The 12284-nt window shown below is 61.1% G+C and carries 11 protein-coding genes; 4 read left to right on the top strand and 7 right to left on the bottom strand.

Annotated features, from left to right (window positions below; genetic code table 11):
• Positions 1–12: 12 nt before the first annotated feature.
• A complete protein-coding gene (locus tag SFU85_05365; protein ID MDX6766198.1) occupies positions 13–1104 on the bottom strand; it encodes a glycoside hydrolase family 43 protein in 1092 nt (363 codons plus the stop codon).
• 112 nt (positions 1105–1216) lie between these two features.
• On the opposite strand from SFU85_05365, the gene SFU85_05360 reads away from it, so the two are divergent.
• The 3 genes from SFU85_05360 (at position 1217) to SFU85_05350 (ending at position 4793) form a co-directional block, all read left to right on the top strand.
• On the top strand, positions 1217–2818 hold the full coding sequence (locus SFU85_05360; GenBank protein MDX6766197.1) for a DUF1800 domain-containing protein: 1602 nt from the start codon (positions 1217–1219) through the stop codon (positions 2816–2818).
• Complete coding sequence (locus SFU85_05355) at positions 2815–4227, top strand: DUF1501 domain-containing protein (protein ID MDX6766196.1); 1413 nt, start codon at positions 2815–2817, stop codon at positions 4225–4227. The genes SFU85_05360 and SFU85_05355 overlap by 4 nt, the downstream gene beginning before the upstream one ends.
• Before the next feature lie 65 nt (positions 4228–4292).
• Positions 4293–4793: a cupin domain-containing protein gene (locus SFU85_05350; protein MDX6766195.1), complete on the top strand. Its 501-nt coding sequence runs from the start codon at positions 4293–4295 to the stop codon at positions 4791–4793.
• A 50-nt stretch (positions 4794–4843) separates the two neighbouring features.
• Here the strand turns inward: SFU85_05350 and SFU85_05345 are convergent, their stop codons facing one another.
• The gene (locus SFU85_05345; GenBank protein ID MDX6766194.1) at positions 4844–5242 is read right to left on the bottom strand and encodes a rhodanese-like domain-containing protein; all 399 of its coding nucleotides are present in this window, start codon (positions 5240–5242) and stop codon (positions 4844–4846) included.
• Between the two features lie 315 nt (positions 5243–5557).
• A complete protein-coding gene (locus tag SFU85_05340; GenBank protein ID MDX6766193.1) occupies positions 5558–5800 on the bottom strand; it encodes a hypothetical protein in 243 nt (80 codons plus the stop codon).
• A 102-nt stretch (positions 5801–5902) separates the two neighbouring features.
• Here SFU85_05340 and SFU85_05335 point away from each other — a divergent pair, with 102 nt between their 5' ends.
• Positions 5903–6688: a methyltransferase domain-containing protein gene (locus tag SFU85_05335; GenBank protein ID MDX6766192.1), complete on the top strand. Its 786-nt coding sequence runs from the start codon at positions 5903–5905 to the stop codon at positions 6686–6688.
• Positions 6689–6789: 101 nt separating this feature from the next.
• On the opposite strand, the gene SFU85_05330 is transcribed toward SFU85_05335, so the two are convergent.
• Genes SFU85_05330 through SFU85_05315 form a run of 4 tightly spaced genes read right to left on the bottom strand, consistent with a single transcriptional unit; the run spans position 6790 to position 12281 of the window.
• Positions 6790–7260 (bottom strand): GDYXXLXY domain-containing protein, encoded by a 471-nt coding sequence (locus tag SFU85_05330; protein ID MDX6766191.1) that lies wholly within the window; start codon positions 7258–7260, stop codon positions 6790–6792.
• A gap of 29 nt (positions 7261–7289) precedes the next feature.
• Positions 7290–8234 carry a DUF2157 domain-containing protein gene (locus tag SFU85_05325; protein ID MDX6766190.1) on the bottom strand — a complete coding sequence of 315 codons (945 nt, stop codon included), beginning with the start codon at positions 8232–8234 and terminating at the stop codon, positions 7290–7292.
• Positions 8235–8262: 28 nt separating this feature from the next.
• On the bottom strand, positions 8263–8865 hold the full coding sequence (locus SFU85_05320; protein MDX6766189.1) for a hypothetical protein: 603 nt from the start codon (positions 8863–8865) through the stop codon (positions 8263–8265).
• Positions 8862–12281, bottom strand: coding sequence for an MFS transporter (locus SFU85_05315; GenBank protein MDX6766188.1), 3420 nt, complete (start codon positions 12279–12281; stop codon positions 8862–8864). The genes SFU85_05320 and SFU85_05315 overlap by 4 nt, the downstream gene beginning before the upstream one ends.
• Positions 12282–12284: the final 3 nt, after the last annotated feature.

Below are 12284 nucleotides of genomic sequence, written 5' to 3'. Positions count from 1 at the left end.
GGGCGGTGTCCTTCAATCAAATATTGAGAGATCCCAGCGATCGTGCCAGCGGATAGTGAGGCGGTCACGCTCGAATTCCACCGGCAACCAGGCATACCCCCCGGTGGGATGGTTTTCAGGGCGCCAGATGTCGAACATGGCAATGAAAGCGCCCGGACGGCCTTGCACCGGAAGAATAAATGTGCTCTGACCGCCAAACGTCAGATCCGGTCCCAATCGACCGGGTGGTGCATCCCCCACACAGGGATTACCCAGTTCCCTCCAGGGACCCCAAATGGAATCAGCCACCGCCGACCGGGCGGCATTCGGATGCCATCCGGTGCAGTGGGAGGATATCATCCAGTAGCGCCCGTCATGCTTGCAGACCGCCGGGGCCTCGTGCCAAAGGTAAGGAAAGGCGCGCGCCCATTTTCCAGCATGGGATTGGTAGTCGGAGGACAAAAGCGAGATGTGCAGGGTGGCATTTTCTTCCGAGGAAAAAACATGGTAGGCCCGCTCGTCGTCGTCGACAAACAGGGTCATGTCCTTGGCCATCTGGCCGCCTTCGAAATCGCGGGCGAGAAAATTCTGTCTGGCCCGGTCGGGGTGCGGACTCCCGACGAATGAAGAACCAAGCAGCTTCCGGGCTTCCGCCAGCCCGGCCTTGTCCTCCTCAGTGGCGTTGATCGGCCAGACCCCGGCATCGGGGCGGACGGCTTTTTGGAAAACATAGGGCCCGACGGGGGTGTCTGAAACCGCAATCCCACTCAGAGCCGCCCGGCGGCCTTCGTCTTTTTTTTCCAAGTGGAACCACATGATGAATTTACCCGTGCCTGCGTGATGAATCACCTTCGGCCGCTCAATGATGCACCCACGGGTGATCTCGCTTGCCGGATCATCCGACACCGGCAGGGCAATGCCTTCGTCCCGCCAATTGTAAAGGTCATGCGAGGCATACACATGGACCCCCACCTCCGCCGCATCGCCCTGGGTTTTGTGTTCTCCAAACCAATAATAAACACCCGCATGGAACAGGACGCCGCCGCCATGAGCGTTGATGGGAATACCGCGATCATCGGTCCAGACTTGGTCCGGGAGAAAAAAAGAGCGCGGATTCGGAATCATTTTCCAGCTTTATGCCCGGCAACTCGCGGGTTCAAGTATGTAATCTTCCGCAAAGCCGCAGGACATTCTTTCTCTTTTTGCCATCCACCAAAAATCCGCTTAGGATTCCATGATGGCTCTCGCTCTTCGCGGCTGGCTGGCGGGTGTTGTTTTTCTGACGACCCTCAGCGCCCATGCCCTGCTCATCGAACCGGGTGATGCCGAACGGTTCCTGATGCAGGCCAGTTTTGGTCCCACCGAAGCCGATGTGGCGCGGGTGAAGGAACTGCACTACGAAGGCTGGATCACCGAACAATTCCAACGTCCGGCCAGCCACAATCTCCCGTTGTTGCTCGAACTCAAAACCCGGACCGACCTGGTCAAGGAGGGCAAACTCAACAACGCCCACCGGAAATACATTTGGTGGCGCAATGCGGTCACCGGCGGGGACCAGCTCCGGCAACGTCTGGCCTACGCATGGAGCCAGATTTTCGTCGTCTCCGACGAAGCCAACTCGCTCTCGGGCAACCCGGAAGCGCTGGCCCACTATTATGACACCTTGGTGGACCAGGGCCTGGGCAATTACCGCACCCTCCTCGGAGCCGTGACCCACCACCCCGCCATGGGGGTCTACCTGACCTACCTGCGCAACGAGAAAGCCGACCCCGAGGGCAAACGTCGTCCGGACGAGAATTACGCCCGTGAGATCATGCAGCTCTTCACCATCGGGCTCTACGAACTCAACCCCGACGGCACGCGCCAATTGGTCAAGGGCCAGCCGGTGCCCACCTACACCAACGAGGACATCCAGGAGCTGGCCCGGGTTTTCACCGGAATGGGTTTTCCTCCAAAGGATGGAAAGGTTGGATTCAAGAACGCCCCCCAACAATGGTTCACCCCGTTGGTGCACTACCCCGAGTTCCATGACAACGGGCCGAAAAACATCCTCGGTCGCAAGACCCTTCCGGCCGACCAGCCCGCAGGCAAGGATGTGGAGGACACCCTCGACATCCTCTTCCATCATCCGAACACCCCGCCCTTTGTCTGCCGCCTCCTGATCCAGCGCCTGACCACTTCCAATCCCTCCCCGGGTTACCTGCGCCGTGTGTCAGAAGTTTTCGTCAACAACGGCCGCGGGGTGCGCGGCGACCTGCAGGCCGTCGTCCGTGCCATCCTCATGGACGCCGAGGCCCGCCTGCCCGCCGCCACCTACGACAAAGGCATGCAGCGCGAACCTTACCTCCGGCTGGTCTCCCTGGTCCGCGCGTTCCGCGGCACGGCCAAGGACGGCACATTCACCGTCTCCAACCTCGCCCAATTCCTCGGCCAGGAACCCGGCAGCGCGCGCAGTGTTTTTAATTTTTACCTGCCCAGTTATTCCCCCCCGGGCCCGATCGCCGATGCCGGCCTGGTCGCCCCGGAGTTCGAAATCACCAATGCTGTCACTGCCATCAGCCTGCCCAACTTCCTCCGCGACTTCATTTACCGGGGCAAGATCGGGCGGGCCGAGGGCGAGGTGGTATTGGACTTTTCCCGGGAAATCCAGCTGGCCCGCGACCCCGACGCGCTCATCCAGCACCTCAACCTGCTTCTGGCCGGCGGGCGCCTGCGGGATTCCACCCGGCAGATCATCCGGGGCGCCATCGGGGAAATTCCCGACACCAAACCCGAGGAGCGCGCCAAGCTGGCCGTTTACCTCACCAGCATCAGCCCGGAAAGCGCCATCCTGCCATGAGCCTCACATCCCGCATTAAATCATCCGGAAATCCGCCCGGCCTCTCCCGGCGGCACTTCCTCGGCCAGGCCGCCTGTGCGGGCATCAGCTGCACCCCGGTCTTTTCCACCCTGCTCAATCTGGCCCTGGCCGGCAATGCCGCCGCACAAAGCAGCAACCTTCCCGGCTACCGCGCCATCGTCTGCCTCTTCCTCGGTGGTGGCAACGATTCCTTCAACATGCTCTGCCCCCGGTCCGGCGAGGCCCATGCCGCCTACGCCGCCAGCCGCCAGGGCCTGGCCCATCCCATGGACAAGCTCCTCCCCCTCGGTCCGGCGGGCGACCACCACCCCGAGCTCGGTTTGCATCCGGCCATGCCTGAATTGAAGGCCCTCTTCGACGCCGGACGCGCCGCCTTCATTGCCAATGTCGGCTCGCTCGTCCGCCCGGTCACCCTGGCCGAATACAAAACAAAAACCTCCCTCCCGCTCGGCCTCTACTCGCATTCCGACCAGTCGGAGCAATGGATGACCGCGCTGCCCAACCGACGCTCCGATAATGGATGGGGCGGTCGTGCCTCCGATCTTCTGCGGGGACTCAATCCGGACGCCAAAATTTCCATGAACATCTCGCTCTCCGGGATCAATACCTTCCAATCCACCCGCCAGAGCTTCCAATACTGCATCACCCCCAACGGCAGCGTCGGCATGAAGAGCCTCGAGTCCAAGGGCGCCCGGCCCGGCGAGTCCGCGGCCGTGCGCAGCCTGCTCGACCAGCAATACAAGAGCCTGTTCGAGCAGACCTATGTGGAGACCACGGAGAACGCCATCGAAGCACACCAGCGCTTTTCCGCCGCCGTCAATCCGGTGAAAATGAACACCGTTTTCCCCGATACCCGCACCGGTCGCGACCTCCGCATGGTCGCCCGTGCCATTGGGGCCCATTCCGCCCTGGGCCTGCGACGCCAGACCTTCTTCGTCAACCGCGGAGGATGGGACCATCACAATGAAGTCATCGTCAATCAGAACACCATGCTGGGCGAGGTCAGTGCCGCCCTCGCGGCCTTCATGACCGCCATGGATGAGTTGGGCACGGCCAACGATGTCGTTCTCTTCACCGCCTCGGATTTCGGACGGACCCTGACCTGGAACGGTCGCGGATCCGACCACGGCTGGGGCGGCAACCAGCTCGTTCTCGGTGGTCCGGTCAAGGGTGGAAAAATCTACGGGCGCTACCCCAGTCTGGCCTTGAAGTCGGATGTCGACGCCGGACAGGGCCGCTTGATCCCCACGCTTTCCGTCGACCAATACAGCGCCGAACTGGCTCTTTGGCTGGGTGTTTCGCCGCGTGACCTCTCCACCGTCCTGCCGAACATCGGCGCCTTCCACGACCCCCTGTCGGGTCAACCGCCCTTGGGCTTCCTTTTGTAATGGCTTCATAGGCGGTGAGGCAAAATCCTGTGGCAGATGCTCCTGCCCTGGATTATCCTTGTCCCATGAGCTCCCCGCATGCGGCCGCCAGCCTGATCGTACACCCACCGGGCATCGGTAAAACATGGTCGGCGGCGGGAGACCGATACACCATTTTGGCCGACGCAGATCAGACAGCCGGGGCCTATTGCCTGTTGGAAGCCACCGTTCCCCCCGGAGGTGGGCCCCCGCCCCATTTCCACACCCGCGAGGAGGAGACCTTCTACGTGTTGGAGGGCGAGATCACATTCACTGCTGGCGACCGCACCATCGTGGCTAAGCCCGGCTCCTTTTTGCAGATCCCCCGCGGAACGCTGCACAGCTTCAAGAATCTTTCGGGAAAATCGGCCCGGATGCTGATCCACTGCCTTCCCGCCGGGTTCGACCGTTTCCTGGCGGAAGTGGGCACCGAATTGCCCTCGGCCGTGGCCGATCCCATCCCCCCGGGCAGTGCTGACTTCGAACGCTTGTTGGCGGTGGCCCCGAACTACGGGATCGTCATCAAGCCACCGGACCACGGGGCGTAAAAAAAGCGCATGGGTGTGGACACCCATGCGCTTGTTGAGAGGACGTTGGTTCAGGATTTCGGTTTCTCGATCTCACCTTTGCTGGCGATCCATCCGGCGATGCCGGGCTTGTAGTGGGCCACATTGGTGTAACCCAGATCGAGTGCGGCTTTGGCCCCGCGCATGTATGCGCCGCAGTGCTCGTTGCCGCAATAAGCCACCACCAGGGCGCCTTTGTCCTTGGGCAGGTGTTTGGCCAGATCATCCTTCTTCGATTGGAAATCGATGGCACCGGGGATGTGGCCCTGCTTGTAACTTTCGGAGCCATTGACGTCGATCAGGAGAACCTTGCCATCGCTGATGGCTTTCTGCAGATCGGCGTGGCTGATTTCTTTGACGGCGTTTTCCCCGGCCTGGACGGTGAACACGGCCAGGACGGTGAGACAGAGGAGGGAGAGGACGGTTTTCATACCCTCATAAGACGCCGGATCAGGCTTTTCTATTCCGGAAATCTTTTCCCCGTCCATGCTGGGGATAGACATCAGCCGCAACGATACAGCTGATTAACCACCAAGACTCTAAGCCGGAAAAATGCAGTTTAACCACAGAGGACACAGAGATCACAGAGTTAAATCGTTTGAAATACAATGATTACGAATGATTCCAACTACATTGCCTTTGTACTCAGCATCACCGAATGGTGACCAAAAAGAATAGCCGCACGACCCTCTCTCTTCCTCTGTGTTCACTGTGTCCTCTGTGGTCAACCAACTACATCGTTTCAGCTACGGCCAGCTTTCGGCGAAAACCAAATGGTGCAGATGGCAGGCATGGGTGCACAACTGCGACGGCCCGTTGGGCTTCATGTAAGGGCAATGGCTCAGGACGGTTTCGTCGTCGATGTCCCGGGCCTGGATGGGGTTCCCCAAGCCCCAACTGATCCGTCCGAGCAGTCGCTTGATCCGCTCGACTTCGCGGGTTTCAAGGTGCTCGTGAATCCGACAGGACGGTAAAACTGGGGCCATCATGTGACATTGTTTGTTTGGATCAGTTTCCCGTTCAAGGAAACGTTCATCTAATGCAAACGGAGAAGGTTTGTCTCGGCCCGGTGGCTGGGTAAGATTGCCTTTATGTGCGGATTGGATTCCACCCAAACGGCCTCACGTGAACAGTTCGACCGTCAGAGTGCCGCTTATGGCGCCGGGCATATCCTCAGTCAAACCAGCGATTTGGAATCGGCCCTACCCCATCTCGGCCTGCGGGCCGGCATGAAGGCGATCGATGTGGCCACCGGGGCCGGGCACACGGCCGTCTTCTTCGCCCACCAAGGCCTTGTCGTCACCGCGGCCGATATCGCCCCGGGGATGCTGGTGCAGACCCGGACCCTGGCGGCCGATGCCGGGGTGGCGCTGGAAACCCGGGAACATCCCGCCGAGTCCCTGCCTTATGCCGACGGAGAATTCGATCTCCTCACCTGTCGCATCGCTGCCCACCACTTTTCCTGCCCCGCCACGTTCTGCATGGAGACCGCCCGGGTCTTGAAGCCGGGCGGAAAGCTTCTCCTCATCGATGGCACGGTCGAAGACGGACACCCCGTGGCCGAGGCGTGGATTCACGAAATTGAAAAGCTCCGCGACCCCTCCCATGGCCGGTTCATCACCCCGCAGAAATGGATCCATCTCTGTGGCCACGTCGGCCTGAAGGTGACGCACTCCGAAATCCAGCCCATGAAACAACCCGATCTGGAATGGTATTTCACCACCGCCAATACCAGTCCGGAAAACCGCAGGTTGGTTCGTGAACGCATCCGCACCGCTCCGGCGGAAGCCCGGGAGCTGTTCCACCTTGACGAAAATGACCAGGGAAAAACCACCTGGTGGTGGCAGCGGCTCGTAATAGTGGCGGTCAAATTGTAACTCTGTCTATTCACGAATTGTTCCCGGGCTTTGCTGCGTCGCCAACACTACCTTGCTCCGTTACCTTTGTTGCCTTCTGTTCAAAAACTCCCCTGCTGCTTTTACGGCCACGGCTTTCCTTGGGAGAAGAGACGCTTGATCTGCGCATGCCCGTCGCCCCGCAAAGACACCTCCACCGTGATCGGCAACGGCGGATTGCCCTTGCCTTCGGGGACGAAGAATTTTTCCAGGTCGTACTCGATCCGGGTTCCTTTCACCCGGCCCTTGATGAAACGTTCCCCATAACCCGGGTCCCACAGCTGCACCCGCTCGACTGCCGCAAATCCCCCTACGTCCTTGAGTATCACAAAGACTTCGCGCCCTTCGTGTTCTTGGTGGTTGAAATCTTCCGGCACCCGACTGATCTCGTAGTTCAAAATGATGTAGTCTCCACGGAGCGGATCGCGGGGATCCACCGGCAGGGTCTTCAACATGACACTGGGATAGCCCAAACCCGCCTGATGCCAGGCATAGAGCGCCACCAATCCCAGCATCTGCACGGCCAATAACGTATACAACAGTCTTGTTCTCATGGTTCTTCTTTCCTTGTCTGCGTGGAGACTCACCCGATTCCTCCCAGCACTTGTTTCCTGATCCGGTTCAGGCCCCATACCGTGAGGATGATCATGCCGCCGCCAGCGATGAAGATCAGACCGGTGTTGAACATCGTGCCGACCAAGCGGAAGAAAACCGAGAGCGTGACCAGGGCGACCATGACGAAGCCCATGTTGACTTGGTGGGCCTTGGCCCGGAGGTAGCCCCGGTATATCAATCCGAGAGCCCCCAGGAACACCAACGTCCACCAACCGAACCAAGGTTTCAACTCAAAGCCCCAGACGTAAGCGGCGATGAAAACCATCAAGAGTCCCCAGAACTCTCCGAGGCCGGCCTGGATTTTTTCTCCGACGCGATGCCAGGCCTGGGAAAGCAGGGCCAAAAGACCCCCGAAAGCCATCCACACCTGGCACCATTGATGGAAGTCGTAGCGGGCGCCCAGGTATCCGTCTTCCTTGGCGCAGATGAGCAGGGACATCAGGGCCAGGATCTGTACGACCCAGGTGCTGACACTGCGGGTCAACAAGGGCAAGGGGAGCGTGGCCAGTGTCCACACCAACACCAACCCGGTGGCCTTCCCCTGCACATGAAAAATCTGGCTGACCAGCATCAGGCCGAGGAGAGGAAAAACCGCCGCCCCGAGGTAGCCGCATTCCCACCAGGCCCGGTTCATGCCGCGCCGTTGGGCCTCCACCCCGGTGATCAACGAGGCCGCCAGCAAGGCCAGCAGTCCGGCCATTTTCACGGTGTCGGGAATGTCTTCCCAGTTGCTGGATAGGATCAGGATCACGCCGCCCAGGATCAGAAAGGTCCCGATGACGGCAAAGGCGATCGTCCAATAATTTCTTCCTGAGGTAGGATAGAGGGCGAGGATGGCCTCGGCCTGGGTGGGTTGGATCAGGCCTTTCCGTGACCATTCTTCCAAGTGGGGTTTGAGTTGTTTTTGGTTCATGTGTTGGTTCTTTTTCTTGGGGCCTTGGTCATTGGTTTTGACTGGATCCATTACCGCACTCCGTGGATTCGTGTGGATGGCCCTTCAAAAAAATCGCGATCCTCTGGTGCATGTTCTTCGAGAACAGCGGCCAGACATGACCGGGGACGTGGCAGCATTCTTCCACTGTGGCCTTTTCCCAACGTGCCTGCCAGCCCGGCACCACTATCAGATCGCCGGGACACCAGATGTTCAAAGTCGGTGTGCTCCATGTGGCCTGTGCGAGTTGTTGCAGAAAGGGGCTTCCCGGACGTATTTGCCGCACGGCGGGCAGGCCGAGGAATTGTCCCATCCAGGTGCCGCGGTGCGGCGTATGCAGAAAAACCGCCCGCCGGAGTGGCAGGTCGGGCGACTGACGCAGGGCCTCGCGGATGACCAGGCCGCCCATGCTGTAGCCCACCGCATGGAAGGGTTCTTTCAAATCCCCGAGGCTTTCGGCCAGCCGGGCGCCCAATGGGCCTATCTCGGTGCGCCCGCTCGAGTCGTAGCGCAGAATCTGGCAAACATGCCCGCTTTCATCGGAAAGCGTCCGTGCCATCCGGCCCATGCGCGAGTGATTCCCGCAAAATCCATCCAGAAGGACGGTTTTCATGAGCGTGCCAGCTCCTCCGCCAGTTTTTTGCAGGCACCAAAGTCCAACTTGCCACTGCCGAGCACAGGGATGTTTTCCACCGGCAATATCTTTTTCGGCACCCATAGGTTGGGCATTCCGGCCGCGGCCAGGCCGTCCCGGACAGCCGCCAAGTCGAGGGTGCGGGTGGTCAGCAGAACCAGTTGTTCCCCTTTCTCGCCGTCGGGCAGTCCCAGCACGCAGTCGGGAATTTTTTCGTTTTCCGCCGGGAAGGCTTTCTGGATCGCCTCCTCCACTGCCAGGTGGGGCACCATTTCCCCTCCCACTTTGGAAAAGCGGCTCAATCGTCCCTCAATATACAGGAAACCATCATCATCAAAGCGGGCGAGGTCGCCGGTGAGGAACCAACCCTGGTGAAACTTATCCGACTCCTGGCCCCCCAGATAACCTTTGAGGACATTGACCCCCCGGAAGGCGAGGATGCCCGGACCGGTCAGCATCGGTTCGCCGGTAGCGGGATCGGTCAGCCGGGCGGCCAGACCGGGCAACATCCGGCCGACCGAGCCGGGCCGGTGGCCCTTCTGCACACTGCCAGCCCCCAGCCCCAGGCCGGGATCAGGCAGATTGAACGAGGCCACTGGCGAAGTTTCGGTCAGGCCGTAGCCTTCCATGACCGGGGCATGGAACTTTTCTTGGAAGGCTTGTGCCAGGGGCGCGGGCAGCTTTTCCGCCCCGGTGATGGCCAGGCGAAGGTTCGGGAAATCCGTGGTGTCCATTCGTTTCATCCACTGCCGCAGGAAGGTGGGTGTCCCAAGCAGGAGCGAAGCTTTCCCCTCCCGCCCGGCCCGGGCGATCTTATCGCTTTCCAAGGGTGAGGGCACGGTGACAAGAGTCCAGCGTCCGAGCAGCGGGCAGAGCAGGCCGACCGTCAGGCCGAAACTGTGGAAAAGCGGCAGTCCGCTCAGGATGCGGTCATGCCGTTGGACCAATTCGATGTCTCGGATCTGGAGGGCGTTGCCGAGCAGATTGGCATGGCTCAAGGGAACCCCCTTGGGCAGGCCGCTGCTTCCGCTGGTGAAGAGCAGGGCGGCTTCTTCGTCGCCCCCACGGGCGGGCAAGCCGAGGCGGTGTTTCAGATAGCGATAAGGAACGGCCCAGGCACCTATCAGGGCGCTGATTTTTTCCGGAATGCCAAGTTTCGCCGCTTCGTCCGCCAGATCCAGGGTCTGCTCCGGCCAGGGGAATTTGCCCAATTTGCGACGCAACACCGCGGCCGTGATCACCGTTTCGACCCCGGCACTTTTCAGGGAGTGTCCGGCCGCGGACGGCCCGGCGGTGGGGTTGAGGTTGACAGGGATTTTGCCCGCGAAAATCAAGGCCAGGTTGGTCACGGTTCCGGCATAACCGGGCGGAAGGACCACGCCCACCCGGCGTGCCGGCAGTGTGCGCTTCCAGCGCCCGGCCAGCGCGAGCGAGGCCGACAGCAGCCGTCCGCGGGAGTAGGAGCGGGGCGAATCCGTGCAGTCCACCAACTGCGTCTCCCATGGTCTGGTTTTCATCTGGCGCAGCAGGGCGCGTCCCAGATGGTTCCGCACCTCCTCGCGGCCCGCGAAAGCATCCGCCCCCATCTCCAGCATCAATTGGCGCACGCGGGCCGTGGTGGCTTCTTCCGGGGCCAGGGGTTTCGAGTAAGTCACCGTGATCGGCACCCGCCAACGGGCGGGCCATTTGAAAAAGTAGCGTCCCCCGGCAAAGGAAAAAATCGATCCCCAGAGCCCATCAAGGTGCGCCACCACCACCGGGCAACCAGCCCGGCGGGCAATCAGTTCAAAGCCCGGTTTCAATTCCATCAACGACCCGGTGCGGGTCAACTGGCCCTCGGGAAAGAGGCAGACCACTTCGCCACGCTGCAGGGCCTCGCTCGCCCGCTTCAACGCCTCCTTGGCCTTGTGCGGGGATACCGGGATGCAGCCGAAGATGCGCAATACCACACCCAGCAGGGGCACTTTGAACAGGGAATCGAGGGAAAGGAACCGGATCGGACGCACACACGAGCCCGCCAGTGGGAAGGTGTCGGCGTAGCTGACGTGGTTGCAAACAATGAGCACCCCACCCCGGTTGGGGATGTTTTCCGCGCCGACGATCCGGGTCGGGTAGACCGCCCGGGCCAGAGCCAGCCCGGCCAGTCGCAGCACTTCGTCCGGAAGAAGGAACAAGAGATACACCGCGAGGCCCGCGGCGAGAAATCCATAGACCAGCAATTGTCCGCGCACGGGCACATGCAGCATCGATGCCAAACCGAATTGCAACCCCACGGCCAGCATGCCTCCCAGGCTGGATAGAAGGTTCGTCGCAGCCAGGATATTGCCGCGTTCATCTTCTCTGGATCGATCCTGCAGGTATGAACTCACCGGAACCAGGAAAAGCCCGCCGCTGACACCGAGGAGCATCAAGGCGGCGGCAAATGCCATGGGATGCCCGGTGGTGACTGCCATCAGCCAGAGGGCCAGGGTCATGAACATCGCGCCCAGCGGAACCAACCCGAGGCGGATCGTTCGGCGACAAATACCCGCCGCCAGCAAGCTGCCCAGAATCACCCCACCACCCATCAAAGCCATGAGGAAGCCGGTCCGGCTGGCCGTGCCCAAAGCTCCGGCCAAATCTTCCTGGACCCATTGGGTCAACGAAACCATGACCGCACCACCCATGAAGTAAAAAGCCGCTTCGCCGAGGGCTGCTTTGAAGAGACCGGGTTGGCGGACCAGTTGGGCCACCTGCGCCCCATGGCCCCAAACCAAGGACCATTCAAAAGGACGTGCCCCCGACTCAACAACCGGGGCCGCACGCACGCCCCAGACCAGCAACCAGGCCCCCACGCAGCCGGTCAAGAAGATCGCCAGTGCCATGAAAGCCCCAATCCAGGGCCCGCCCTGATGGGCCATTTGTTGGTCAAAGACCGCCCCTCCCACCACACTGCCCACCAAAATCGACAGCACCACCAGGCTTTCCGACGCGCCGGTGGCCTGGGCCAGACGACGGGAACCGACCAGGTCTTTCAGGATGCCCCGCTTGGCCGGGGAGAAGAACGTCGCCTGCAATCCGAGCAGGAAGAACCCGGCCACCGCCCAGCCCAGCGCCTCCAGGTGAACCGCCGTCATGACCCAGAGCGTGATGCCCGCCTGGGCCACCAAGGCCCAGCGGAAGATGCGATCCTTGGCAAAACGGTCCGCCATCCATCCGGCAAGGGGGCCGAACATCACGAAGGGCACGACCAGCAGCAGGGCAAGAATGCTGACGCAGTGGGCGGCCTGCGCCGGGCTCAGCACGGCCGAGGCCAGGCCAATCAGGACCAGCTTGACCGCATTGTCGTGGAAGGCCACTTGGGCCTGGGCCAGAAGGACCCGGACCAGTCCGGGGCGGGTGGTTTCGTTTTCCATGCG

The organism is Candidatus Methylacidiphilales bacterium (assembly GCA_033875315.1).
Lineage (GTDB): Bacteria > Verrucomicrobiota > Verrucomicrobiia > Methylacidiphilales > CAZTYG01 > JANRJG01.
The sequence above is the reverse complement of the archived record's forward strand: the minus strand, read 5'-3'. Positions and strand labels throughout refer to the sequence as shown.